Origin of the sequence: Streptococcus sp. oral taxon 431, from assembly GCF_023110115.1 — a bacterium.
In the GTDB taxonomy this organism is placed as follows: domain Bacteria; phylum Bacillota; class Bacilli; order Lactobacillales; family Streptococcaceae; genus Streptococcus.
Genome location: NZ_JALDVP010000002.1, coordinates 369,684 through 395,221, shown reverse-complemented (window position 1 = coordinate 395,221; position 25,538 = coordinate 369,684). Strand labels below are relative to the sequence as shown.

Sequence of the window (25,538 nt, the reverse complement as noted above, 5' to 3'; positions counted from 1 at the left end):
AGGCGCTTCCTGTTCTCCCGCAGTACCGATAGGCTCAGTGTACTCAGGAATATCCACAATAGGCGCTTCCTGTTCTCCCGCAGTATCAATTGGGTCAGTATATTCAGGAATGGTTACTACTGGAGCAGGCTCGTCACCTTTGCTTGTAACAACTTGATCTTCTACAGGTGCAGTTTCCCCTTTTGGAAAGACTGTTACAATAGTACTGCTTCGTGTTTCTCCTAGGATAGCATAAGCTTCTATTGGATTGCCAGTTTTACGTTCCGTAGTTTCAGGAATGCCGATTTCTACCTTGTTATCCTTTATGCTTAATATAGTTTGCTCGCCAGAAGTGACAAGATGATTTTCATCGACTTTTCTTAGGACTAGGGGATCTGTAACACCAGGGAATGTCACAGCTACAGCATCCCAGTTACCAGTTGGTAAAGTTAGGGTAACTGTCTTATCTTCTACCTTTATAGGTTCGAGGCTTGGTGTATCTAATGATACTGATGGAGCTTTTAGAATATCGAATGAATCAAGAGAGATTTTCTTTCGACCGTCTGGAGAATCTGGGTCCACTTTCAAAGTTAGGACATGGTCGCCATCTGCTAGATTAGTAAACTCTCCAATCAATGCTCCTTTTTCAGTATCTCCGGCAGTGTAAAAGTCAAGGCTTGGCATTTCTTTTCCATCGAGTGTTACAAGTGCCTTGCCAAGGGCAGATGTTTTCAGTCCATAGATACGGATACCTGTACCAGAGAATGGAATTCTTGCAGTTGCTTCAGGAGCGAGACTCTCATCTGCATTAATATCTGCATATTTCTCTGTAGAGGCATAGAGTTCCGCATCAGTCCAGTCTTTAAATGCTGAACCGTATTGGATACGAGAATCACGATCATCTATTTTCTCAACGGTTTCTCCCTGCCCTGGGAAAATCTTGAAGTAGTCTAAGGAAATTTTTGAACGTTCACTTCCTCGTCCCTTATGTTCTCGTTTAACAGTGATGGTCATGAGGTGAGGGCCTGAAGAAAGATTTGTAAAACGACCAATTAGGACACCCTTTTCAGTAGCTCCATCTGTATAGAAATCAAGCTCTCCAACAGATTTGCCATCGATTGTAACCTCAGCAAGTCCTAATTGAGAAGATTTGAGTCCGTAGATTTCAATTCCAGGGCCATTGAAAGGAATTGTCGCAGTTGCATCTTTATCGGAATAATTTCCATTTGAGATATCGGCGTATTTTTCGGTTCCACCAAATAGTTCTGAGTCAGACCAATCTCCAAAGGCAGCTCCGTACTGGATGCGGTTGTCACGGTCATCTACCAACTCACTAAAGGAATCAATAGAAGCAGCATCAGAAATAGGTGTTGAGCGGTCTCCTAAAATAGCCTGAACAGTGTATGTATAAGCGTGGCTTGAATCAATAGAACGGTCGATAAAACGAGTTTGAATGGTTGTAAACTCACGTACCGTAGAGGTTTGACTGTTTTCATCGCTACTTTCTCGATGGATGACATAATGAGTCGCCCCTTCAACAACATTGAAATTGAGTTCTGCAGTCGTTGAATCTTTTCGTTGAGCAGTTAGACGTGTGATACGGCCAGGGAAGTTTTCAAAGGTAATGACATCGCCCTTTTGAGTAGAAATCTGGATGCGATTGTCTTTGATGCGACTTGCTTGCACTTCCTTACCGTTAACCTTGACGAGGCTAGCTTCAATATTTGGATAGTCTACGACTAAATCTCCGCCAACATTAGAAATGAAAGATAGCGTTTCAAGATTCTTTTCTTTCCATTTCATGCTGACTTCAAAGTTGCCACGAGCGACTAAACCTGAAACTTGCCCGTCTTTCCATGCATCTGGAAGGGCTGGTAATGGGGCAATGTAGCCAGTGTGTGATTGGAGGAGCATTTCTGCCATCCCACTGGTTGCACCAAAGTTACCATCGATTTGGAAAGGCGCGTGTGTATCCCAGAGGTTTTCAAGAGTTGAAGATTTGAGCTGTTCTGCCAATAAGCGATGGGCACGATTTCCATCAAGCAGACGGGCCCAGAGGTTGATTTTATTGGCCTTGGACCAACCCGTTCCACCATCTCCACGGTGGTTTAAGGTTGCGCGTGCTGCCTCTAGGTATTCAGGCTGATCCTTGCCAAATAAAGTACCTGGGAAGAGACCAACTAGATGAGAAACGTGACGGTGATGGTTTTCAATTCCTTCATTAGTGAATTGAGGACTGTCTTCTTCGTACCATTCCTTGATGCGACCATCTTGGTTGATATGAAGTGGTTTGAGCTTGTCAAATTTAGCCTTCACTTCTGTCACCAAGTCTTGGTCGACCTTCAGGTGATTGGCTGCTTCCATATAGTCGTGGAATAGTTGCCAAACAAGAGATTGGTCGAAGGTATTTCCAATCGTGATGGTTCCATGCTCTGGTGAATAGGATGGAGAAGATACCCAACGGTCACTAGATTTGTCATAGTGCAAGAAGGAATTCCAGAACTTGGCTGTTTCCTTGAGCATTGGATAAATCTTTTCTTTGAGATAGGTTTCATCCTTGGTGAATTTGTAGTAGTCATAGACGTTTTGCATCATCCAAGCATTGGCAGCTGGAGACCAACCCCAATAATAATTCCAACCTGGAGTTGTCCAGCCAAATGGTGTTGCCTGAGTATGAACCAACCAACCGTTTTCTTGACCTTCTTTGGATTCGATACCTGCATATTCTTTAGCAGCGATACGACCATAGTAGCGCATGTCATCAATATAATTGACCATTGGCTTAGCAGTTTCTGCAAGATTGTTCATGTAGGCAGGCCAGTAGTTCATCTGAAGGTTGACATTGAGGTGGTAATCTGAGTTCCAAGGTGGATTGTCTACAGCATTCCAAACTCCCTGCAAGTTGGCAGGAAGGGCATCTGTCCGGTCACGAGAAGAACTGATGAGTAGATAACGTCCGTATTGGAAGAAGAGTTCTTCTAGTTTTTGCCCTTTTTCTGGGTTGTAGGTATGCAGAGCTTCTTTGGTAGTTTGGCTAGACTTGCTACCGCCAAGATTTAGTTGAACACGATTGAAGAGACTTTGATAGTCCTTGATGTGGTCATTTTTTAGAGTTTCATAATCTTTTACCTTGGCAGCTTCGACGATAGACTTGACAGTTTTTTCTAGGTCAATATCCTTACGATAGTTGGTTTTTGGATTTTGAGCAAAGTTGGTCTTGGCACTGAGTAAAAGGGTCGCATAGCTGGCTCCAGTAACAGTCAAATAGCCATCTTGAGCAGTGACTTGTCCGTCCGTCTTGATTCCAAGATAGGAAGCAAATTTCAGACCATTATCTTTGACAGTTCCTTTGAGCAAAATACCATTAGAATCAGTCGTAACTGCCCCTTGTTTATAATTCGAATATTCCCAGGAGTAGTCGCCATTCGCAATCAAATCTTCAGTCAAGCTATTCCAGAGTGTAAAATCAAGGGTCTTATCCCCTTTTTTACTCAAGTGGGTCACAGTAACATCGTCAGGATAGCTAGAGAAGGTTTCGCGTTTAAAGTTTGTTCCGTCCTGGGTATAAGAAGTGGTCGAGATGGCCTCAGAAATATCTAAGCCACGATGATAGTCGGTAACATTCTCCAAGCCTTTCTTTTGGTTGTTAAAGACCATAAAGATATCACCAAAAGATAAGTAACGACCATACTGAGCATTGTTTGGTCCTACGAGATTTTGCTCCGCTAATTGTTTTGCTTTTTGGCGGTTTCCTTCTTCCAATGCCTTACGAATTTCTGCTAAGACCTTATAGCGGTCTTGATAGTTTCCTCCATTGTAGTCGGTGCTATCCGGTTGCGGTCCACCAGACCAGAGAGTTTTTTCATTGTATTGGATTCTTTCTTCACCGATGAGCCCAAAAACTTTTGCCCCCATTTCTCCATTTCCGACTGGCAGGGCTTGTTTTTCCCAGCCGTCATAAGAAGGAGCAGTTGGTTGGTCGTAATGAAGTTGATAGTTTTCTTGCTTAGTCATAGGAAGTTCTGGTTTTTCACTCTCCTTGTTTTCAGAAGGTTTAGCTACAGCGTTAGTCTCAGATTGACTATTGGTCTGAGGTGTTTCTTTTTCTGCTTGTATCTCTTTATCAGCTAATTCAGTAGAAGTTTGATTTTCTGTGCTTGGTTGATTTTCCTTATCCTCTTGAGTGGGTTCCTCTACTTTTGTATTCACTTGAACCTTAGTCTCACTGACACTTGCTTGATTTTCTTTCACTTCGATGCCATCGGCAGCGACATTCTGTGTTGCTAGAAAAACAGCTCCCAGTAAAACAGAAGCAGTTCCAACGGTCAATTTTCGGATGCTATACTTACAGGATTTCTCCCAAAATCTTTTGTCCATAGAAATCTCCTTTCTCAAATCTGTAAGCGCATACATTTTCTTGTAAAAAAAAGAAGCCTTGCAGAAAGATGTTTCCTTTGTTTTGTATAATCTTAATATAGCAAATAAATCGATTCAATGCAAGGTTTTTCAGGAAAAACTGAATTATTTTACCAAATTTTAGTTCTTTTTTTAATTTTATTGAATTAAAAAAGATTAGAGCAGAAAAAGAATCTGAGTAATGCCCTACCCTTTTGAAAGCGTAAATCAAACTAGTCAGGCGTGGGACTTTATGGTATAATATAGAAGATTCAAAAAGAAACAGGAGAAATATTATGGACCTTATTTTAGCAATTGTATTGATTGTTTTAGCTTTTCTAGGTGGAGCTCTTGGAGGAATGTACTTGGTGCGCAAGCAAATTGAAAAAGAATTTGCTAATAACCCACGTTTGAATGCAGAAGCAGTTCGTACTCTGTTGAGTGCAAATGGTCAAAAGCCAAGCGAAGCTAAGGTACAACAAGTTTACCACCAAATCATTCGCCAACAAAAAGCAGCCCTTGCTAACAATAAAAAGAAATAAATAGGAAAAGTCTGGGATGAAAATTCCAGACTTCTCACTATGTTCAACTGATATTTAAGGATAAGACTTTTTCCTTGCATTCTATTGATATTTGATTATGATTAAGAGGGAGATAGTCTGGAGTTTACCAGTCTGTCAGAAATTTCAGCGAGAAATGTAATGATAATGAACTATCAATCAGAAAAATAAGACTAGAAAGAAGACTGTATGGATAATCGACCAATTGGTTTTTTGGATTCGGGCGTTGGAGGCTTGACCGTTGTACGTGAGCTCATGCGCCAGCTTCCACATGAAGAAATCGTCTATATTGGAGATTCGGCACGGGCACCTTACGGGCCTCGTCCTGCTGAGCAAATTCGTGAATATACTTGGCAGTTGGTCAACTTTCTTTTGACTAAGGATGTCAAGATGATTGTCATCGCCTGCAATACTGCAACAGCAGTTGTTTGGGAAGAAATTAAATCCAAACTCGATATTCCTGTTCTTGGAGTGATTTTACCGGGTGCTTCAGCTGCTATCAAAGCAAGTCAGGGTGGGAGAATCGGTGTGATTGGAACACCGATGACAGTACAATCAGATATCTATCGTCAAAAAATTCATGACCTAGATCCAAATTTGCAAGTTGAAAGTTTGGCCTGCCCTAAGTTTGCTCCCTTGGTTGAGTCTGGGGCCCTTTCAACCAGTGTGACCAAGAAAGTAGTTTATGAAACCTTGCGTCCATTAGTGGGCAAGGTAGACAGCTTGATTTTGGGTTGTACCCACTACCCGCTTCTAAGACCCATTATCCAAAATGTGATGGGACCAGAAGTAAAACTGATTGATAGTGGTGCAGAGTGTGTACGTGATATTTCTGTATTACTTAATTACTTCGAGATTAATCGTGGCCGCGATGCAGGGCCTCTACAACACCGTTTTTATACGACTGCAAATAGCCATAGTTTTGCTCAGATTGGAGCGGAATGGCTAGAAAAAGAGATTCATGTGGAGCATGTAACATTATGACAAACAAAATTTATGAATACAAGGATGACAAGGACTGGTATGTAGGTGTCTGGGACGTCTACGGTGGAATCTATAGCCTCATAAAAGATCCTCTTGATCTCGATTTTATGGATTTGGCTCGCATTTTCCGTGATGAGGAAAATGGTTTTCCAATCACGATTACGGTAATGCGCTGGACTTCCAACTTCCGCTTGCTCTCTTTTATCGTTGAGATTTTAAACGCAGAAGCCGGTCGAAACTTGGAAGTCATTCAACGCCAAGGTGCCTTGCTCTTAGTTGAAAATGGACAACTCTTGCATGTGGAATTACCTAAAGAAGGAGTAGATGTCGAAGCCTTCTTTGAAACTAGCAAAGTCAGAGAAACCTTGTTGATAGCGACTCGTAATGAAGGGAAGACCAAGGAATTTCGTGCTATCTTTGACAAACTTGGATATGATGTGGAGAATCTCAATGATTACCCAGATCTGCCTGAAGTTGCTGAAACCGGTATGACCTTTGAAGAAAATGCTCGCCTTAAGGCTGAAACCATCTCTAAATTGACAGGCAAGATGGTTCTAGCAGATGATTCAGGTCTTAAAGTCGATGTCCTCGGTGGATTGCCAGGCGTTTGGTCAGCTCGATTTGCAGGAGTGGGAGCCACTGACCAGGAAAACAATGCTAAACTCTTGCACGAATTAGCCATGGTCTTTGAACTCAAGGACCGTTCGGCACAATTCCACACCACTTTGGTTGTGGCTAGCCCAGGTAAGGAAAGCTTGGTGGTCGAAGCTGATTGGCCAGGCTACATTAACTTTGAACCTAAGGGTGAAAATGGTTTTGGCTATGACCCTCTTTTCCTAGTAGGAGAAACAGGCAAGTCATCAGCTGAATTAACCCTTGAAGAAAAAAATAGTCAATCTCACCGTGCCTTAGCCGTTAAGAAACTTTTGGAGGTATTTCCATCATGGCAAAGCAAACCATCATTGTAATGAGCGATTCCCACGGAGATAGCTTGATTGTAGAAAAAATACGTGATCGCTATCTTGGGAAAGTTGATGCCATTTTTCACGATGGTGACTCGGAGCTTCGCCCAGATTCACCACTCTGGGAAGGGATTCAGGTAGTTAGAGGAAACATGGATTTCTATTCAGATTATCCAGAACGCTTAGTGACTCAACTGGGTCCTACCAAGATTATCCAGACCCACGGACACTTATTTGACATTAACTTCAATTTCCAAAAACTAGATTTCTGGGCCCAAGAAGAAGATGCTGATATCTGTCTCTATGGTCACTTGCATGTGCCAAATGCTTGGATGGAAGGGAAGACCCTCTTTCTAAATCCAGGTTCTATCAGCCAACCACGTGGAACCATCAGAGAATGTCTCTACGCTCGTGTAGAGATTGATGACAGCTATTTCAAAGTGGACTTTTTGACACGTAATCATGAGGTTTATCCTGGCTTATCCAAGGAGTTTGCTCGATGATTGCCAAAGAATTTGAACTCTTTTTGCTGGAGCAAGAGGAAACCTTTTTGACTCCTGCTGAAAATTTGGCTGTGCTCATTGATACTCACAATGCAGATCATGCAATTCTCCTCCTTAGCCAGATGACTTATACACGAGTTCCAGTAGTGACTGCTGAGAAAAAATTTGTTGGGACCATAGGGCTTAGAGATATTTTTGCATATCAAATGGAGCAGGGTTTGAGTCAGGAAATCATGGCGGATATGGATATTGTTCACATGACAAAGAAGGATGTCGCGGTAGTTAATCCAAACTATACATTGACGGATGTTTTACATAAGCTAGTGGATGAGTCTTTCCTGCCAGTCGTTGATAAGGATGGTATTTTCCAAGGGATTATCACGCGGAAGTCAATCCTCAAAGCTGTCAATGCCCTCCTGCATGATTTTAGTAAGGAATATGAGATTCGAAGCAAATGAGAGAATGGATTTTAACATTTTTAGAAGAAAAGCAAAATCTATCTAGTAATTCTAAACAGTCTTATAAATATGACTTGGAGCAGTTTTTAGATCTTATTGGAGAACGAATTTCTGAGACAAGTTTAAAAATCTACCAAGCCCAACTATCAAATTTTAAAATTAGTGCCCAAAAGCGTAAAGTTTCTGCCTGCAATCAATTTCTTTACTTTTTATACCAGAAAGGAAAGATTGGCACCTTTTATCGTTTGGAATTGCCGAAACAGGCTGAGAAAAAACAAGTCAAGTCAGAGATTTTAGACTTGAGTTCTTTCTGGCAAGAAAGTACCTATCCAGAAGGGCGTTTAATAGCCTTATTGATAGTTGAATTGGGCCTCTTGCCTAGTGAAATTCTAACCATAAAAATAAGTGATGTGAATCTAGATTTTCAAGTGTTGAGAATCAATAAAGCCTCTCAACAAAGAATCTTGAGTCTTCCCACAAAATTACTTGCAGAGTTAGAACCCTTGATGGGACAGACCTACCTCTTTGAAAAAGCTGGTAGGCCATACTCTCGTCAATGGGCCTTTCGTCAGTTAGAAGCCTTTCTAAAGGAAAAAGGTTTTGCAGATTTATCGGCTCAAGGATTGAGAGAACAGTTTATACTGAGACAAATTGAAGAGAAGGTTGACTTGTACGAAATCGCCAAAAAATTGGGATTAAAAACAGTCATGACCTTAGAAAAATATAGATAATGGATATTAAATTAAAAGATTTTGAAGGGCCTTTGGACTTGCTCTTACACTTGGTTTCAAAGTACCAGATGGATATCTATGATGTGCCTATTACAGAGGTTATTGAGCAGTATCTAGCCTACATATCAACCTTACAAGCCATGCGTTTAGAAGTGGCAGGTGAATATATGGTGATGGCTAGCCAACTGATGCTGATCAAAAGTCGTAAGCTCTTGCCAAAGGTTGCGGAAGTGTCTGATTTAGAGGATGACCTAGAGCAAGATCTCCTTTCTCAGATTGAAGAATACCGCAAGTTTAAACTTTTGGGAGAGCAGTTGGAAGTCAAGCACCAAGAACGAGCTCAATATTACTCAAAAGCACCGACAGAGTTAATTTACGAAGATGCAGAACTCGTGCATGATAAGACCACGATTGATCTTTTCTTAGCCTTTTCAACCTTACTGACCAAGAAAAAGGAAGAATTCTCGAAAAACCATACAACCATTTTACGAGATGAGTATAAGATTGAGGATATGATGGTCATCGTTCGGGAAGCCCTGGTAGAAGGGCAACAACTACGTCTGCAGGATTTGTTTAAAGAAACCAAGGATTTACAAGAGGTCATTACACTTTTTTTAGCAACCTTGGAGTTGATTAAAACCCAAGAAATTCTCTTGATTCAAAAAGAGAGTTTTGGAGATATCTATCTCATGAAAAAGAATGAGGAAAGTCAAGTAGAGCAAAGTCAGGCTTGATAGAGAGGAAGTATGAGTACTTTAGCAAAAATAGAAGCACTCCTGTTTGTGTCAGGTGAAGATGGGATTAGGGCTCGCCAGTTGGCAGAACTCTTATCGTTACCACCAACAGGAATTCAGCAAAGCTTAGAAAAATTAGCCAAAAAGTATGAAAAAGACCAGGATTCTAGTCTGGCACTGATTGAGACAGGAGGTGCCTACAGATTGGTAACCAAGCCTCAATTTGCAGCTATTTTGAAGGAATATTCTAAGGCGCCAATCAACCAGAGTCTATCTCGGGCTGCGCTTGAAACCTTGTCCATCATTGCTTATAAGCAACCTATCACACGTATAGAAATTGACGCTATTCGTGGGGTTAATTCGAGTGGAGCCTTGGCAAAGTTACAGGCCTTTGACTTGATACGAGAAGACGGAAAAAAAGAGGTTCTTGGTCGCCCTAATCTTTATGTAACTACGGATTATTTTCTAGATTACATGGGTATTAACCATTTGGAAGAACTGCCTGTGATTGATGAGCTTGAAATTCAAGCACAAGAAAGCCAATTATTTGGTGAAAGGATAGAAGAAGATGAGAATCAATAAGTACATTGCCCACGCAGGAGTGGCCAGTAGGAGAAAAGCAGAGGAGTTGATCAAGCAAGGCTTGGTGACTGTTAACGGTCAGGTAGTACGTGAATTAGCGACAACCATTAAGTCTGGTGATAAGGTTGAGGTTGAGGGCCAACCCATCTATAACGAAGAAAAGGTTTACTATCTGCTCAATAAACCGCGCGGAGTGATTTCTAGTGTGACAGATGATAAGGGACGTAAGACTGTTGTGGATCTTTTGCCTAATGTGAAAGATCGTATCTATCCTGTAGGACGTTTGGACTGGGATACATCAGGTGTCTTGATTTTGACAAATGATGGTGACTTTACAGACGAGATGATTCACCCACGTAATGAAATCGATAAGGTCTATGTGGCGCGTGTAAAAGGGATTGCTAACAAGGAAAATCTTCGTCCCTTAACTCGTGGTCTTGAGATTGATGGCAAGAAGACTAAGCCGGCCGTCTACGAAATTCTCAAAGTAGATCCTGTTAAAAACCGTTCTGTAGTACAACTGACCATTCATGAAGGACGTAACCACCAGGTTAAAAAGATGTTTGAAGCAGTTGGGCTTCAAGTGGATAAGTTATCACGGACACGTTTTGGACACCTAGACTTGACAGGTCTCCGTCCAGGAGAATCACGTCGTCTCAATAAAAAGGAAATCAGCCAACTACACACCATGGCTGTAACAACTAATAAATAATGAAACGAATCTTAATTGCACCTGTGCGCTTTTACCAATGCTTTATATCTCCTGCATTCCCACCTTCTTGTAGATTTGAGCCTACTTGTTCAAACTACATGATTCAGGCTATTGAAAAGCATGGATTTAAGGGGGTTCTGATGGGATTGGCACGGATATTGCGATGTCATCCTTGGTCTGAAATAGGTAAGGACCCCGTGCCAGATCACTTTTCTTTAAAGAGAAATTCAAAAAAAATGGATATTAATGTATAAAACACAGATAGATGATACTTGGTATTTATCAAGCGCCATCTATCTGTGTTTTTATTTATTATTGATGTTTCTGTTATTTATTCTAAAATATTTTTACCCTCTTTAACTCGCCAACGATAATCTGATAAAATAATATCTTCAAGGGAGTAGCTAGCCTTCCAATCAAGATATTTTTTAGCTTTTGATGCGTCTGCTAGGACGCTAGCTGGGTCACCAGCACGGCGAGCAACAATTTCGTGTGGTATTTTTTGATTCAGTAATTCTTCAGCAGTTTTAAAGATTTCTTTGACGGTATAACCTTTTTCAGTTCCTAAGTTAAAGATTTGAGAAGAACTGTCTTCTTGAAATAGGTAGTTCATTCCTTTAACATGAGCCTGTGCAAGGTCCAAGACATGAATGTAATCCCGAATACATGAACCGTCACGTGTATCGTAGTCATCTCCAAATATTTTTAGGCTATCATTTTGTCCCAATGCAGTCTTGTTGATGTTGGGAATGATGTGAGTTGGATTTTTTACACGGAGACCATTTGAAGCATCCATTTCTGCACCAGCTACATTGAAATAGCGGAAAATGACATATTTCCAATCATAACGATTAGCCATCCAGTAAATCATTCGTTCGCCCATCAATTTTGTTTCTGCATAAGGGTTAACAGGGTCGAGCAAGGTATCTTCAGTCGCTGGCTTGTCAATACAGTTATTACCATAGAGGGAAGCAGTTGAAGAGAACATGATTTTTTGAATGCCAACTTCAGATAAGACTTTAAGAACTTGGTTCATGCCAGCAACATTGGCAGTGAAGTATTTGCTTGGGTTTTCAATACTTTCGCTAACAACAATTTCACCTGCACAATGCAGAACTGCATCAATTTTATTTTCTTCCAAGTAGGTTTTTAAGGCACTAGCATCATAAACGTCAAGTTGTTTAAAGTTTGCACGATTATCTACAGCTGAACGGTGTCCTGTAGAGAGGTTATCTAGGACATGAACCTGATATCCAGCATTTAAAAGAGCTTTGACAGTATGTGAGCCAATGTAGCCAGCCCCTCCTGTAACAAGAATTGTTTTAGTCATGATTTTTTCCTTTTTCTAATTTTGTTCTATTTTAAAAAATGTAGAAGAAAAAGTCAAATATTTTTTATAGTTTCATAAAAGTAAAGACGTTGGTGTTATAATTTTTTTTTAAGACCTTTCCTCATATACAAGGGAATACTGTTTTACTACTTAGAAAATAAAATAGGATTTGTAGAAAGTGGAAAAGGTACAATTTAGAAATCCACCTTCCCACTACCCTTCTCCTATAAAAAGTGGTAAAATGGTTGAAAGAAAGAAGGGATAGAAATGACAACATTATTTTCTAAAATCAAAGAAGTAACAGAACTTTCTGCTATCTCAGGTCATGAAGCACCTGTACGCGCTTATCTTCGTGAGAAGATAACTCCTCACGTGGATGAAGTAGTGACTGATGGCCTAGGTGGTATTTTTGGTATCAAACATTCAGAAGCAGTCGATGCACCTCGTGTTTTGGTAGCATCTCACATGGATGAAGTTGGTTTTATGGTGAGTGAAATCAAGCCAGATGGGACCTTCCGAGTAGTTGAAATCGGTGGTTGGAACCCGATGGTTGTCAGCAGCCAACGATTTAAACTCTTTACGCGCCAAGGACGTGAAATTCCAGTCATCTCAGGTTCAGTACCTCCACATTTGACTCGTGGAACAGGTGGGCCAACCATGCCAGCTGTTTCAGATATCGTCTTTGATGGTGGTTTTGCGGATAAGGCTGAGGCTGAAAGTTTTGGTATCCGCCCAGGAGATACCATCGTTCCAGATAGTAGTGCAATCCTAACAACTAACGAAAAAAATATTATCTCCAAAGCTTGGGATAACCGTTACGGAGTTCTCATGGTTAGTGAATTGGCAGAAAACTTGTCAGGCCAAAAACTGGGAAATGAACTTTATCTTGGGGCTAACGTCCAAGAGGAAGTTGGACTCCGTGGTGCCCATACCTCAACAACCAAATTTGATCCAGAAGTATTTTTGGCAGTTGACTGTTCACCTGCTGGTGATGTTTATGGTGGTCAAGGTAAGATTGGTGATGGAACCTTGATTCGTTTCTACGATCCAGGTCACTTGCTTCTCCCAGGTATGAAGGATTTCCTTTTGACAACTGCTGAAGAAGCTGGAATCAAGTACCAATACTACTGTGGAAAAGGTGGAACTGACGCAGGTGCAGCTCATCTGAAAAATGGTGGTGTCCCATCAACAACAATCGGCGTTTGTGCCCGTTATATCCACTCTCACCAAACCCTTTATGCTATGGACGATTTCCTTGAAGCTCAAGCTTTCTTACAAGCCTTGGTTAAAAAATTGGATCGTTCTACAGTAGATTTAATCAAAAATTATTAAACAGAAAAGATGGAGGTGATAGGGATGGAAGAACCAAACCTAGAAACCTTGATACGGGATCTTTACAATAATGCCCGTCAAAACCTGAGTGAAGATCTAGTGCTTGCACTTGTAGAGACTGCTAAGCAGTTGCCCGGCACCAATGAGCGCTTGCTTGCAGTCCGACTTTCAGGGCTAGTCACACTTGAACTACTCAAGAATCCCAAGACCCCAGCGCCAGAGTTAGTCAATCTGGCCCGCTTTATCAAAAGAGAAGAAGCCAAGTACAGAGGTTCTGCTGCATCTGCCTTTATGATTGGAGAACTATTTAAAATGCTTTGATTCGAAAGAATCAAAGCATTTTTTTCGTTTTAAATTTGTTCTGCCAAAACCTTTTCAGCAAGGTTCATAGCGTGGTCTGATACACGAGTGTAGTGTGAAATAATATCGATAAAGTTGACACCTGCTTGGGTAGAACATTCTCCGTTATTTAGACGTTTGATGTGAGTCTTACGAAGGACACGTTCCATGTTGTTGATGTCTTCGTGTCGCTCGATAAGAGCTTGAGCTTTCTCGAGGTCGTTGTTTTCCACACTCTCAAGAGCATCTTTGACGAAATCACTAGTTTTAAGATAAATCTCTGCTAGTTCTTCTAAGGCAGCCTCAGAGAATTGAACATTCTTACGTTGCAAGTAATCGTTAAGATTGAGCAAGGCTTCTGCGTGGTCTCCGATACGTTCCAAGTCTCGTGAAGAGTCAAGGATATTTGTTAAGACTTCACTCTCTTTTTGGCTCAAAGCTTCACCAGATAAACTAATGAGGTAACGAGTCAATTTTTCATCAATGGTATTGATAGCTTCTTCAGTCTTATGTCCCTTTTCTGCAACTTTTTCATTAGAGTTGATGATATAGTCGTAAGAGAGGTCAAAGGCTTTCGCAGCATAATTACCCAAGTGTAGAAGTTCTTTTTTAGCATTTCCAAGAGCGATAGATGGAGCTTGTTTGATCAGTTGCTCATCAAGGTAAAGTGGCTCGTATTTAACAACTTCGTCTTCTCCAGGGATAAGTTTGGTTACCATGAAGGCAAGAGCTCCGATGAATGGAAACTGAATGATTGTATTGGTAATGTTGAAGGTTCCGTGGGCAAAGGCAATGGTCATTTCTGGAGCTAGATTTAAGAAGCTCTCAAACCATTGGATTAAGCCTGTAAATGGAACGAGGAAGATAATACAGATAACAGTCCCGATAACGTTAAAGGCCACATGGGCTGCTGCCACACGTTTGGCTGCAATATTAGCACCCAAGGAAGCGATAATAGCAGTGATGGTTGTTCCAATGTTATCTCCAAAGAGCACTGGTAGGGCACCCTGAAGGTCAATCAGATGGCTAGCGTAGAGATTCTGTAGAATCCCGATGGTCGCTGAGGAGGCTTGAATCAGAAGGGTTAAACCTGTTCCGACAAGAACACCCAAGATTGGATTTTTACTAAGTTCTACCATATAGTCTTTAAAGACTTGTAAATCCTTAAGGGGTTCCATAGCGCCACTCATAAGATTGAGGGCAAAGAAGATACCGCCGACACCAAAGACAATTCGTCCGATGTTATTGATGGTTCTATTTTTTGTGAAGAAGAGACAGACTGCTCCGAGAAAGAGCATAGGTAATGCGTAGTCTCCCAATTTAAAACCAATGATAAAGGATGTGACAGTTGTTCCAATATTGGCTCCCATAACAATCCCAATAGCCTGACGCAGGGTCAATAGTCCGGCACTAACCAGACCAACTGTAATAACCGTAACACCTGAACTCGATTGAATCAGGGCAGTCATCCCAATTCCAACTAAAATTCCAAAGAAAGGATTGCTAGTATATTTGTCAATGTAAAATCGAAGACGATCTCCAGCTGCTTGTTGCAAACCGTCCCCCATGGTTTTGATACTATATAAGAATAGTCCCAGGCCACCTAAAAAGTGAAATGCAATTTCCTGCCAATTAATGGACATTTTATTTTCCCTCCGAAAACTAATCGCGGAATTTCTCCCATTCTATTTTAAAGGATTCTAAGCAATCTAACAAGTAGTAAACACATTTTTTTAGAAAAATATCATGAAAATGTAAAAAAAGTAATTGATTGTCTAATTTATATTATTTATTCACCCCTTTATAGATATTTTAGGATGACTGTTGACTCTACTTATAAATATCGTAAAATAAAAATGAACAGTTCTGCTATTTTAAGGGCAGTTACTTTTTTAAAATAAAAATAAAGCGCTTACTTTTTTTGGAAGTGAAAGGAGAAAAAATGAAGAATCCATTTTTTGAGAAACGTTGTCGCTATAGTATTCGAAAATTATCAGTGGGTGCCTGCTCTTTGATGATTGGTTCGGTTTTATTTGCCAACCAAGCTCTAGCAGAAGAAGTTGCAATCCCAGCGAATGAAACAAGGACTACTGCTGTGGCTACAGAGCAAGCATCGCCTGCCACATCAGAGCAACCAACTACAGCTTCACCTGAGGTATTAAAGCAGTTGGAAGAGACAGAAAACAAGGTTAGTGAACAACCTATTTCAGAAGAAAAACCAACCTTGGACCAATTGACTGCAGCTGATAAGGAAGTAGCTAGTCCGGTTGCTGAAGCGCCTAAGGCTGAAGAAACACCTGTAACTACAGAAAATAAGGCTGAAGAAACACCTGTAGCTACAGAAAATAAGGCTAAAGAAGCACCTGTGGCTACAGAAAATAAGGCTGAAGAGAAAGCAACTGTTTCAGATGTTCCTAAGAAAGAAGAAAAAAGTCTTCGACCAAAAGAAATTAAGTTTGACACTTGGGAAGATTTGTTGAAATGGGAACCGGGTGCCCGTGAAGACGACGCTATTAATCGTTCCTCGGTTGAATTGGCTAAACGTTACCGTGGGCATGTAGTCAACGAAAAAGCCAATAAGGATGCTAAAGTTGAAGCTCTTGCCAATACTAACTCTAAGGCTAAAGACCACGCTTCTGTAGGTGGTGAAGAGTTTAAAGCCTATGCTTTTGACTACTGGCAATACTTGAATTCAATGGTCTTTTGGGAAGGGCTCGTTCCAACTCCGGATGTGATTGATGCTGGTCACCGTAATGGTGTCCCTGTATTGGGTACACTCTTCTTCAACTGGTCTAATAGTATTGCAGACCAAGAAAAATTTGCCGAAGCCCTTAAACAAGACGAAGACGGAACTTTCCCTATCGCTCGTAAGTTGGTTGATTTGGCTAAATATTATGGATTTGATGGATATTTTATCAACCAAGAAACAACAGGAGATATCGTAACGCCTCTTGGTAAGAAAATGCGTGACTTCATGCTCTATACCAAGGAATATTCGGCTCAAGTCAATCATCCAGTGAAATATTCTTGGTATGATGCCATGACCTATGAATATGGTCGCTATCATGAAGATGGTTTGGGTGAATACAATTACCAATTCATGGAAAAAGAGGGAGACAAGGTCCCTGCGGATCACTTCTTTGCCAACTTTAACTGGACCAAAGAGAAAAATGACTACTCTGTAACTATGGCAAAATGGCTTGGACGTAGTCAGTATGATGTTTTTGCAGGTTTGGAATTGCAACAAGGTGGTTCCTACAAGACAAAAGTGAAATGGGATGCCCTTCTAGATGAAAATGGCAAGCTCCGCTTGTCGCTTGGACTCTTTGCACCTGATACTATTACTAGTCTTGGTAAGACAGGCGAAGACTACCATAAGAATGAAAATATCTTCTTTACAGGTTATCAAGGAGATCCAACTGGTCAAAAACCAGAGGACAAGGACTGGTACGGAATTGCCAACCTTGTAGCTGACCGTACACCAGCAGTAGGCCGTACCTTTACAACATCCTTTAACACAGGACATGGTAAAAAATGGTTTGTAGACGGCAAAGTTTCTAAGGATTCTGAATGGAACTATCGTTCTGTATCAGGTATCTTGCCTACATGGCGCTGGTGGCAAACTTCATCAGGTGCTAAACTTCAAGCTGACTATGACTTTGAAGATGCCTACAATGGTGGTAACTCACTTAAGTTTGCGGGTGATTTAGCTGAAAATACCAACCAAGATGTTCGTCTCTACTCTACAAAACTGGAAGTAACAGATAAAACAAAACTTCGTGTTGCTCATAAAGGTGGTAAGGGAAGCAAGGTCTATGTAGAGTTTGCGACTCAGAAAAACTATACTTATGGTGGCGAGAATGCTCGTAAAGAGCTGATTCTATCTGACGATTGGACAAAAGATGAATTTGATTTGAGTGCCTTGGCAGGTCAGACTATTTACGGTATCAAGCTCACTTTTGAAAATACTGCTGCCCTTAAGGGATATCAATTTAACTTGGGTGAGTTGACTGTGACAGATAATCAAGAGGCTCCTCAAGCACCAACAGCTCTTAAAGTAGCTAAACAATCCCTTAAAAATGCCCAAGAAGCTGAAGCTATTGTTCAATTTACTGGAAATAAAGACGCTGATTTCTATGAAGTTTATGAGAAGGATGGCGATGCTTGGCGCCTATTGACAGGCTCATCTGCCACTACGATCTATCTACCAAAAGTTAGCCGTTCAGCTAGTGCAACTGGTACTAGTCAGGAGTTGAAGGTTGTCGCAGTTGGTAAGAATGGCCTTCGCTCTGAAGCAGCAACTACAAACTTTGAGTGGGGAATGACTGTCCAAGATACAAGCCTTCCAAGACCTCTAGCAGAGAACATCGTTCCAGGAGCTACTGTTATCGGAAGTACCTTCCCAGACACAGAAGGCGGCGAAGGTATCGAAGGTATGTTGAATGGAACTATCACTAGCTTATCTGATAAATGGTCTTCTGCTCAGTTGAGTGGTAGCGTTGATATCCGTTTGACACAACCACGCCGTGTCGTTAGATGGGTCATGGACCATGCTGGTGCGGGTGGAGAATCTGTCAACGATGGTTTGATGAATACTAAGGACTTTGACCTTTACTACAAAGATGAAGCAGGCGAATGGAAACTAGCTAAAGCTGTTCGTGGCAATAAAGCCCATGTTTCGGATATCACCCTTGATAGCCCAATCACTGCGCAAGACTGGCGCTTGAACGTCATCACGTCTGACAATGGAACACCGTGGAAAGCCATTCGTATCTATAACTGGAAGATGTATGAAACTCTTGATACGGAGAGCCAAAACATTCCAATGAGTAAAGTTGCAGCGCGTGTTCTAACGGATAATAAGATTCAACTAGGATTCTCAGAAGTTCCTGCTGGAGCAACCATTACAGTCTATGACAAGGCAGATTCACAAACTCCAATCGCTACCTTAAATACGGTAGTTGGAGGAGATTTGGCAACAGAACCATTGAGCTTTGAAAAACGTCCAAGCCTTCTTTACTATCGTACACAATTGCCAGGGAAAGAAATCAGTAATACTCTTGCTGTAACGATTCCTCAGGATGAAAGAAAGATTAAATCTGTCAGTCTAGAAGCAGCACCTAAAAAGACAACTTACCAAGTTGGCGAGGAATTGAATCTTAAAGGTGGTCTTCTCCGTGTCAAATACGAAGGTGAAGAAGCAGACGAAGTCATCAACCTTAGTCATGCTGGTGTTGTAGTCAACGGCTACGATGCTCACCATCATGGCGAACAAGAGTTAACAGTAACCTATCTTGGTCTTCCAGTTGCAGGAAGCTTCAAGGTTCAAGTGACTGGTGAAGAAGCTGGTCCAAAAGAAGTCGCAGCCCTGTATATTAGTAAACAACCGAAGATTGATTACTTTGTAGGCGATGCTCTTGATTTATCAGAAGGACGCTTCAAGGTCTTGTATGACGATGAAACTGAGACAGAACATAGCTTTACAGACCAAGGAGTCGAAATTACAGGCTATGATCCTCAAAAGACAGGTCGTCAAAAACTTGAGTTGCACTATCAAGGACAAACTGTCGAATTTGATGTTCTAGTATCACCTAAGGCAGCCATTAACGACGAATATCTGAAACAAGAAATCACATCTGCTCAAGGACGCAAAGAAACATTAGCTTATACATTTGCGGATGTAGCAAAACAAGCAGCTCTTGTTGAGAAGCTTGATGCAGCAAAAGCCATCTTAGAAAACCACGATGCTAGTCAAGAAGCGGTCAACCAAGCCCTGAACGATTTAAAACAAGCAGGTGCAGACTTGGATGGTGTACAGCTTTATCAAACAGCTAAGGAAGAGCTTGAAACTCTTCTAGGAAAAGTTCGTGAGAAAAATGCAGACGATCCAATCATCGCTCAAGCAGAAACTCTTATTGGTTCAACAAATCCAACTCCAGCAGCCTTTGCGGACATGAAAGAAAAGCTGAATAAGAAACTAGCTCCTGCAGAAGAAAGCCACCATGTAGGTAGCTTAGAAGAAGGTGAAACTGCTCCAACAGTTGAAGCTCTACCTGAGCTAGTGGTTGAAACAGAAACTCAAGCCTTCGAACGTCAAGAACGTCCTTCAGGAGACCTCTTGTTGGGTGAACGTAGAATCGTTCAGGAAGGTGTAGAAGGTCAGACTCGTCGTCTGATTGAAGTTGATACCAAAGGCAACCGCACTCTTCTTGAGACAGAAGTAGTCAAGGAAGCAGTGGCTGAGATTACTGAAGTTGGTACCAAGGTAGAAAGCCGTGTTCAACCGCTAGACGGAGTCAAAGATTTGACTATCAGCAATCCAGCATTGGTGATTGAAGAAGAAAAAGTTGCATACGGCCATGAAGAACGAGTAAATCCTAGTCTTAAAGCAGGAGAACGTCGCTTGGTTCAAGCAGGAGTTGAAGGACTTCGTCGAAATCTTGTAGAAGTTGATACTGAAGGCAACCGCAGTCTTAAGGGAACAGAGCTTATCAAAGAAACTATTACTGAGATTGTTGAGATTGGGCCAAAAGTGGATGTCCAAGATGACAAACCTCTTGCACCTGCTCCAGTAGCACAAGCAGATAAGCAGGAACCAGCAAAAGCACAAGGACAAGCTGAAAAACCTGAAGGAAAACAACTTCCAAGTACAGGTGAAGGGGTAGATGCAAATCTTCTGGCTCTTGGATTGGTTGGAGTCCTAGGTGGCTTTGGACTTCTCGTTCAAAAGAAAAAAGAAGATTAAGTTGAACTTCTAAATTACCGTCTGACAAGATAATAGTATTAAAAGGCAAGAGCTATTTTTGGCTCCTGCCTTTTTGCATTCTTAGAATGTTTATGTTAAGATCTTTATTATTTCATAAGAATTGTTGTAGTTAGATATCTGCATGTTTTGCTTTGAAGATTGATTATGTATATTGAGTTTTAAAAGATATTTATCGTTACTCCCATCAAGAATTGGTTTGGGAATAAGAAAGGAAAAAGAAGATGAAAGCATTAAAAGTAGTAATTGCTGTAATCATTGTAGTAGTGAGCATTGGCTTAGTAGTATTTATAGGAGCGAGTATGTATGCTGTTACTACGATTAATTTGCTATCTAACTCAGTCTATTATGCACAACGGATGCCTCATAAGGAGGGAACAGAACCCGACTTAGTCATGTTGATTGAAAACATGGGGGAGATTTACACTCCGAAAATTGAAGGTATTCGCTATGATGATGATGGAGCGAATTTTATCGAAAATTCTATTGATTCAAGTGGTCATCCTACAAGTTTTGGTGAGTTCGGTGGAGGTTATCACTACAGTGATAAAAACGATGTATCCTATAAGTTTGATAAGAATTTTGAGCTTGAGTGGGCTCTCGATAAAGAGTATAAAGAAATTGATACTGCAACAATTGATGAAACAAAGATAAAAGGAGAGATTAGAGAGACCCTTAAAACCATACTTGATGTACAGAGTAAACCCCTCATCAATCTGCAGTGGTTGTTCAATAAAAAGTATCAAGACAGGTTTAATTAGAGATGAAAGCATTAAAAGGGATCATTATAGGAACTATCCTAGTATTTAGTATAGGGGTAGTTGTATTCTTAGGGTTGAGTTTATACGCTTATAGCAACTTGAAATATTATTCGGTCTACTATGCGCAACAGATGCCTCATAAGGAGGGGACAGAGCCCGACTTAGTCATGCTACTTGAAAATATGGGTTCGATTTATACCCCGAAAATTGAGGGGATTCGCTACGATGATGATGGAGGAAATGCTATCGAAAATACCAAAGCCGAAGTAGTTTTGTCTAACTCTATGGGGAATTTTTTATATCATAAAAATCGTGTAACTGTAGCTTTTGATAGTACCTTTAGATTTTTCCATGTAACTGATTTATCAGGGGAGCAACCCAAAAGAGAGATTCATGAATCTGAAATAAAACAGGAGATTAGAGAAGTTTTTGCTCCAGTTATTGAAGCCCAGCCCAAACCTCGGATCAATCTGCAGTGGTTATTTAATAAAAAGTATCAAAGACAGGTTTAATTAGAGATGAAAATGGATAAAGGTTTTATTTGCTAAACAAAGTTAATGTCAATTTTGCCAGATGTAATAGAGAGCAAGAAAAGTTTAAGGTTTTGCTATCTCTTTTATTGATTTTGTGATATAATTAACACGTAAAAAAAAAGAAGGAGTCATATCTAATGGCAAAATTGACTGTTAAAGACGTTGACTTGAAAGGGAAAAAAGTTCTCGTTCGTGTTGACTTCAACGTACCTGTAAAAGATGGCGTGATCACTAACGATAACCGTATCACTGCAGCTCTTCCAACTATCAAGTACATCCTTGAACAAGGTGGACGTGCAATCCTCTTCTCTCACCTTGGACGTGTAAAAGAAGAAGCAGACAAAGAAGGTAAATCACTTGCTCCTGTAGCCGCTGACTTGGCTGCTAAATTGGGTCAAGAAGTTACATTCCTTCCAGGTGTTACTCGTGGTGCTGAATTGGAAGCAGCGATTAACGCTCTTGAAGATGGACAAGTTCTCTTGGTTGAAAACACTCGTTACGAAGATGTTGACGGCAAGAAAGAATCTAAAAACGATCCTGAACTTGGTAAATACTGGGCATCACTTGGAGATGGTATCTTCGTAAACGATGCATTCGGTACAGCTCACCGTGCACACGCATCTAACGTTGGTATCTCAGCAAACGTTGAAAAAGCAGTTGCTGGATTCCTTCTTGAAAACGAAATTGCCTACATCCAAGAAGCAGTTGAAGCTCCAGAACGTCCATTCGTGGCGATCCTTGGTGGTTCAAAAGTTTCAGACAAGATCGGTGTTATCGAAAACTTGCTTGAAAAAGCTGATAAAGTTCTTATCGGTGGTGGTATGACTTACACATTCTACAAAGCACAAGGTATCGAAATTGGTAACTCACTTGTAGAAGAAGACAAATTGGATGTCGCTAAAGCTCTTCTTGAAAAAGCAAACGGTAAATTGATCTTGCCAGTTGACTCAAAAGAAGCGAATGCATTTGCTGACTACACTGAAGTGAAAGACACTGAAGGTGAAGCAGTAGACCCAGGATTCCTTGGTTTGGATATCGGTCCTAAATCTATCGCTAAATTTGACGAAGCTTTGACTGGTGCTAAAACAGTTGTATGGAACGGACCAATGGGTGTATTTGAAAACCCTGACTTCCAAGCTGGTACAATCGGTGTGATGGACGCTATCGTGAAACAACCAGGTGTTAAATCAATCATCGGTGGTGGTGACTCAGCTGCCGCAGCGATCAACCTTGGACGTGCAGACAAGTTCTCATGGATTTCTACTGGTGGTGGAGCTTCAATGGAGCTTCTTGAAGGTAAAGTTCTTCCAGGACTTGCAGCTTTGACTGAAAAATAAGAATATAAAAAAAGAGGCTGGGACAAAAGTTCTAGCCTCTCAATTGTCTTTGGATTTTCGAGCAGGACGCAGTGGTTGAGTGGTCTCTACTACGCTGATTTCATCAGTTTTTACAACCCTCTCAACTGTGCGGAGGTGGGACGACGAAATCGAATTCTAACGAATTACCGATTTCTGTCCCACTCTCTTTTTTTCGCTCTTGTAAAGTTTGAGAGTACCGAGGGATAATTGGACAGAATCAAAAAAAAACAGTAAAATAGAGGAATACCAATCTAAATGAAATTTGAGTAATAATCGTGGAAAAAAGAGACAATCATACAAAAACAGCTATTTGCGGTATTATCAATGTCACCCCAGATTCTTTCTCTGATGGGGGCCAATTTTTTGCTATTGAAGAAGCCTTAAAACAAGCTCGAAAATTGATTGCTGAAGGTGCCACTATTTTAGATATTGGTGGAGAGTCTACTCGACCTGGAAGTAGCTATGTTGAGATTGAAGAGGAAATACAACGTGTGGTTCCAGTCATTGAGGCTATCCGTCAAGAAAGTGATGTTTTGATTTCGGTAGACACTTGGAAAAGTCAAGTTGCAGAAGCAGCTCTAAAGGCTGGGGCCCATATAGTCAATGACATTACAGGTCTTATGGGGGATGAGAAAATGGCGGAAGTGGTTGCCAAAGCTGGAGCTCAGGTAGTCATCATGTTTAATCCAGTAATGGCACGCCCTCAGCACCCTAGTTCACTTATCTTCCCTCATTTTGGCTTTGGAGAGCCTTTTACAAAGGAAGACTTAGTTGAGTTTGAAAAACTACCAGTAGAAGAATTGATGACAGCTTTCTTTGACCGTGCTCTAGTAAGAGCGGAAAAAGCAGGAATTTCGAAAGAAAAGATTATGCTGGATCCTGGGATTGGCTTTGGCTTGACCAAAAAGGAAAATCTGCTACTTCTACGTGACCTTGATAAATTACACGAGATGGGCTATCCTATCTTTTTAGGAGTCTCTCGCAAGCGCTTTGTCATCAATATTCTGGAAGAAAATGGCTTTGAAGTCAATCCAGAAACTGAAGCTGGTTTCCGCAATCGTGATACGGCTTCAGCTCATGTGACTAGTATCGCTGCTAGACAAGGTGTGGAAGTGGTGCGTGTACACGATGTAGCCAGCCACAAGATGGCAGTCGAAATCGCATCAGCCATTCGTCTGGCAGATGATGCGGAAAATTTAAACTTGAAACAGTATAAATAAGATGAATAAAAACGAAACGAAACAGTGGATAGCTAACTATCGGACAGACCAACCGCATTTTGGTTTGGAAAGGATGGTGAAGCTGTTAGCCCTACGTGGCAATCCCCATCTGAAACTCAAGGTTATCCATATCGGAGGAACCAATGGTAAGGGATCTACTATAGCCTTTTTGAAGAACATGTTGGTAAAGATGGGGCTAAGAGTTGGAGTCTTTAGCTCACCCTATCTGATTCATTATACCGATCAGATTGCCATTAATGAGGAATCTATCCCAGAAGCAAGATTAGAGACCTTGATGGTAGACTATCGCTCACTACTTGAGGGGGAACATGCTCATGATTTGCAGGGAACGACAGAGTTTGAGATTATCACTGCTATAGCCTATGATTATTTTGCTTCTGAGCAAGTCGATGTGGCCATTATGGAAGTAGGTATGGGCGGACTTTTGGATAGCACCAATGTCTGTCAACCGATTTTAACGGGCATTACGACCATTGGGTTGGACCATGTAGCTCTACTAGGGGATAGCTTGGAAGCTATTGCGGAGCAGAAAGCTGGAATTATCAAACAAGGAGTTCCCCTGGTAACGGGGAATATTGTCCCAGAAGCCTTAGCAGTTATCAACCAAATCGCGAAAGTGAAAGAGGCTCCTAGGCTTGTTTATGGGGAAGATTATCAAGTCAGTCATCAAGGGAGTGTGGAGACGGGAGAAGTCTTTGACTATACAAGCCCGCTTAGACAAGGTCGCTTCCAGACAGGATTGCTGGGTTTGCACCAGATAGAGAATGCAGGGATGGCGCTGGCCTTGTTAGATAGCTATTGCAAAGAGACTGGTCAGAAATTACCAGAAAATGACTTGTTGGCTCAAGCCTTAGAAGAAACAAGTTGGCCAGGACGCTTTGAAGTTGTTTGTAGAGAACCCTTAATGATTTTAGACGGGGCTCACAATCCCCATGCTGTCAAGGCTTTATTAGCTACCTTGGAAGAACGATTTGCTGATTATCACAAGGAAATACTTTTTACATGTATCAAAACCAAGGCCTTGGAGGATATGTTAGACTTGTTAGAAACTTTGCCAGATACTGAGCTGACATTGACTCACTTTGATGACGGTCGAGCGACAGACGAAAAAGTACTAAAAAAAGTAGCTTATTCTAGAAATCTCAACTATCAAAGTTGGAAGGAATTTCTAGATCAAAAAATGACAGAAAATGAAGAGAAAAAAACAGTTAGGATTATCACGGGCTCATTATACTTTTTAGCCCAAGTGAGAGCCTATCTAATGGAGAGGAAAAATTAGAG

At 41.1% G+C, this 25,538-nt stretch carries 21 protein-coding genes; 18 read left to right on the top strand and 3 right to left on the bottom strand.

Translation table 11 applies throughout. The features are described 5' to 3' along the window. A partial coding sequence (locus M1F91_RS04770) for an SIALI-17 repeat-containing surface protein (RefSeq protein ID WP_247912846.1) occupies positions 1-4,356 on the bottom strand: 4,356 nt, incomplete at its 3' end. Between the two features lie 314 nt (positions 4,357-4,670). On the opposite strand from M1F91_RS04770, the gene M1F91_RS04765 reads away from it, so the two are divergent. The 10 genes from M1F91_RS04765 (at position 4,671) to yidD (ending at position 10,854) form a co-directional block, all read left to right on the top strand. Further along, a complete protein-coding gene (locus M1F91_RS04765; protein ID WP_247912845.1) occupies positions 4,671-4,916 on the top strand; it encodes a YneF family protein in 246 nt (81 codons plus the stop codon). A gap of 207 nt (positions 4,917-5,123) precedes the next feature. Beyond that, positions 5,124-5,918 (top strand): glutamate racemase, encoded by a 795-nt coding sequence (racE, locus tag M1F91_RS04760; protein WP_247912844.1) that lies wholly within the window; start codon positions 5,124-5,126, stop codon positions 5,916-5,918. Beyond that, positions 5,915-6,886: a nucleoside-triphosphate diphosphatase gene (locus M1F91_RS04755; protein ID WP_247912843.1), complete on the top strand. Its 972-nt coding sequence runs from the start codon at positions 5,915-5,917 to the stop codon at positions 6,884-6,886. Before racE ends, M1F91_RS04755 begins: the two co-directional genes overlap by 4 nt. After that, positions 6,862-7,383, top strand: a complete 522-nt coding sequence (locus tag M1F91_RS04750; protein ID WP_247912842.1) for a metallophosphoesterase — start codon at positions 6,862-6,864, stop codon at positions 7,381-7,383. Before M1F91_RS04755 ends, M1F91_RS04750 begins: the two co-directional genes overlap by 25 nt. Continuing rightward, a complete protein-coding gene (cbpB, locus tag M1F91_RS04745; protein WP_247912841.1) occupies positions 7,380-7,841 on the top strand; it encodes a cyclic-di-AMP-binding protein CbpB in 462 nt (153 codons plus the stop codon). The genes M1F91_RS04750 and cbpB overlap by 4 nt, the downstream gene beginning before the upstream one ends. Next, complete coding sequence (gene xerD / locus M1F91_RS04740; protein ID WP_247912840.1) at positions 7,838-8,572, top strand: site-specific tyrosine recombinase XerD; 735 nt, start codon at positions 7,838-7,840, stop codon at positions 8,570-8,572. The genes cbpB and xerD overlap by 4 nt, the downstream gene beginning before the upstream one ends. Further along, positions 8,572-9,306 carry a segregation/condensation protein A gene (locus M1F91_RS04735; RefSeq protein ID WP_247912839.1) on the top strand — a complete coding sequence of 245 codons (735 nt, stop codon included), beginning with the start codon at positions 8,572-8,574 and terminating at the stop codon, positions 9,304-9,306. Before xerD ends, M1F91_RS04735 begins: the two co-directional genes overlap by 1 nt. 12 nt (positions 9,307-9,318) lie before the next feature. Then, positions 9,319-9,888, top strand: a complete 570-nt coding sequence (gene scpB, locus M1F91_RS04730; protein WP_247912838.1) for an SMC-Scp complex subunit ScpB — start codon at positions 9,319-9,321, stop codon at positions 9,886-9,888. Then, complete coding sequence (locus M1F91_RS04725; protein ID WP_247912837.1) at positions 9,875-10,600, top strand: pseudouridine synthase; 726 nt, start codon at positions 9,875-9,877, stop codon at positions 10,598-10,600. Before scpB ends, M1F91_RS04725 begins: the two co-directional genes overlap by 14 nt. Then, positions 10,600-10,854: a membrane protein insertion efficiency factor YidD gene (gene yidD / locus M1F91_RS04720; RefSeq protein ID WP_247912836.1), complete on the top strand. Its 255-nt coding sequence runs from the start codon at positions 10,600-10,602 to the stop codon at positions 10,852-10,854. Before M1F91_RS04725 ends, yidD begins: the two co-directional genes overlap by 1 nt. Positions 10,855-10,931: 77 nt before the next feature. Here yidD and galE read toward each other — a convergent pair whose 3' ends face one another. Then, positions 10,932-11,930: a UDP-glucose 4-epimerase GalE gene (gene galE / locus M1F91_RS04715; protein WP_247912835.1), complete on the bottom strand. Its 999-nt coding sequence runs from the start codon at positions 11,928-11,930 to the stop codon at positions 10,932-10,934. Between the two features lie 267 nt (positions 11,931-12,197). Here galE and pepA point away from each other — a divergent pair, with 267 nt between their 5' ends. Both pepA and M1F91_RS04705 read left to right on the top strand, forming a co-directional pair. After that, complete coding sequence (gene pepA, locus M1F91_RS04710; protein ID WP_247912834.1) at positions 12,198-13,262, top strand: glutamyl aminopeptidase; 1,065 nt, start codon at positions 12,198-12,200, stop codon at positions 13,260-13,262. Positions 13,263-13,286: 24 nt separating this feature from the next. Beyond that, positions 13,287-13,583, top strand: coding sequence for a bacteriocin immunity protein (locus M1F91_RS04705; RefSeq protein ID WP_247912833.1), 297 nt, complete (start codon positions 13,287-13,289; stop codon positions 13,581-13,583). A gap of 29 nt (positions 13,584-13,612) precedes the next feature. On the opposite strand, the gene M1F91_RS04700 is transcribed toward M1F91_RS04705, so the two are convergent. Beyond that, positions 13,613-15,244: a Na/Pi cotransporter family protein gene (locus M1F91_RS04700; RefSeq protein WP_247912832.1), complete on the bottom strand. Its 1,632-nt coding sequence runs from the start codon at positions 15,242-15,244 to the stop codon at positions 13,613-13,615. 299 nt (positions 15,245-15,543) lie between these two features. Between M1F91_RS04700 and M1F91_RS04695 the strand changes: the two genes are divergently transcribed. From M1F91_RS04695 to M1F91_RS04670, 6 genes are all read left to right on the top strand, one after another. After that, complete coding sequence (locus tag M1F91_RS04695; RefSeq protein ID WP_247912831.1) at positions 15,544-20,346, top strand: bacterial Ig-like domain-containing protein; 4,803 nt, start codon at positions 15,544-15,546, stop codon at positions 20,344-20,346. A gap of 242 nt (positions 20,347-20,588) precedes the next feature. Continuing rightward, positions 20,589-21,125, top strand: coding sequence for a hypothetical protein (locus M1F91_RS04690; RefSeq protein ID WP_247912830.1), 537 nt, complete (start codon positions 20,589-20,591; stop codon positions 21,123-21,125). Between the two features lie 2 nt (positions 21,126-21,127). Further along, positions 21,128-21,637 (top strand): hypothetical protein, encoded by a 510-nt coding sequence (locus M1F91_RS04685; RefSeq protein ID WP_247912829.1) that lies wholly within the window; start codon positions 21,128-21,130, stop codon positions 21,635-21,637. Between the two features lie 158 nt (positions 21,638-21,795). Further along, complete coding sequence (locus M1F91_RS04680; protein ID WP_006151517.1) at positions 21,796-22,995, top strand: phosphoglycerate kinase; 1,200 nt, start codon at positions 21,796-21,798, stop codon at positions 22,993-22,995. A gap of 296 nt (positions 22,996-23,291) precedes the next feature. Next, positions 23,292-24,236 (top strand): dihydropteroate synthase, encoded by a 945-nt coding sequence (gene folP / locus M1F91_RS04675; protein WP_247912828.1) that lies wholly within the window; start codon positions 23,292-23,294, stop codon positions 24,234-24,236. Position 24,237: 1 nt separating this feature from the next. After that, on the top strand, positions 24,238-25,536 hold the full coding sequence (locus tag M1F91_RS04670; RefSeq protein ID WP_247912827.1) for a folylpolyglutamate synthase/dihydrofolate synthase family protein: 1,299 nt from the start codon (positions 24,238-24,240) through the stop codon (positions 25,534-25,536). Positions 25,537-25,538: the final 2 nt, after the last annotated feature.

Excerpts from the sequence above, each read along its gene's own strand:
- M1F91_RS04695 (WP_247912831.1), top strand. The coding sequence starts at position 15,544 with ATGAAGAATCCATTTTTTGAGAAACGTTGTCGCTATAGTATTCGAAAA.
- galE (WP_247912835.1), bottom strand. The coding sequence starts at position 11,930 with ATGACTAAAACAATTCTTGTTACAGGAGGGGCTGGCTACATTGGCTCA.
- M1F91_RS04735 (WP_247912839.1), top strand. The coding sequence starts at position 8,572 with ATGGATATTAAATTAAAAGATTTTGAAGGGCCTTTGGACTTGCTCTTA.
- yidD (WP_247912836.1), top strand. The coding sequence starts at position 10,600 with ATGAAACGAATCTTAATTGCACCTGTGCGCTTTTACCAATGCTTTATA.
- racE (WP_247912844.1), top strand. The coding sequence starts at position 5,124 with ATGGATAATCGACCAATTGGTTTTTTGGATTCGGGCGTTGGAGGCTTG.
- M1F91_RS04750 (WP_247912842.1), top strand. The coding sequence starts at position 6,862 with ATGGCAAAGCAAACCATCATTGTAATGAGCGATTCCCACGGAGATAGC.
- M1F91_RS04670 (WP_247912827.1), top strand. The coding sequence starts at position 24,238 with ATGAATAAAAACGAAACGAAACAGTGGATAGCTAACTATCGGACAGAC.
- M1F91_RS04755 (WP_247912843.1), top strand. The coding sequence starts at position 5,915 with ATGACAAACAAAATTTATGAATACAAGGATGACAAGGACTGGTATGTA.
- cbpB (WP_247912841.1), top strand. The coding sequence starts at position 7,380 with ATGATTGCCAAAGAATTTGAACTCTTTTTGCTGGAGCAAGAGGAAACC.
- pepA (WP_247912834.1), top strand. The coding sequence starts at position 12,198 with ATGACAACATTATTTTCTAAAATCAAAGAAGTAACAGAACTTTCTGCT.
- M1F91_RS04700 (WP_247912832.1), bottom strand. The coding sequence starts at position 15,244 with ATGTCCATTAATTGGCAGGAAATTGCATTTCACTTTTTAGGTGGCCTG.
- M1F91_RS04705 (WP_247912833.1), top strand. The coding sequence starts at position 13,287 with ATGGAAGAACCAAACCTAGAAACCTTGATACGGGATCTTTACAATAAT.
- M1F91_RS04690 (WP_247912830.1), top strand. The coding sequence starts at position 20,589 with ATGAAAGCATTAAAAGTAGTAATTGCTGTAATCATTGTAGTAGTGAGC.
- scpB (WP_247912838.1), top strand. The coding sequence starts at position 9,319 with ATGAGTACTTTAGCAAAAATAGAAGCACTCCTGTTTGTGTCAGGTGAA.
- M1F91_RS04765 (WP_247912845.1), top strand. The coding sequence starts at position 4,671 with ATGGACCTTATTTTAGCAATTGTATTGATTGTTTTAGCTTTTCTAGGT.
- M1F91_RS04685 (WP_247912829.1), top strand. The coding sequence starts at position 21,128 with ATGAAAGCATTAAAAGGGATCATTATAGGAACTATCCTAGTATTTAGT.
- M1F91_RS04680 (WP_006151517.1), top strand. The coding sequence starts at position 21,796 with ATGGCAAAATTGACTGTTAAAGACGTTGACTTGAAAGGGAAAAAAGTT.
- xerD (WP_247912840.1), top strand. The coding sequence starts at position 7,838 with ATGAGAGAATGGATTTTAACATTTTTAGAAGAAAAGCAAAATCTATCT.
- M1F91_RS04725 (WP_247912837.1), top strand. The coding sequence starts at position 9,875 with ATGAGAATCAATAAGTACATTGCCCACGCAGGAGTGGCCAGTAGGAGA.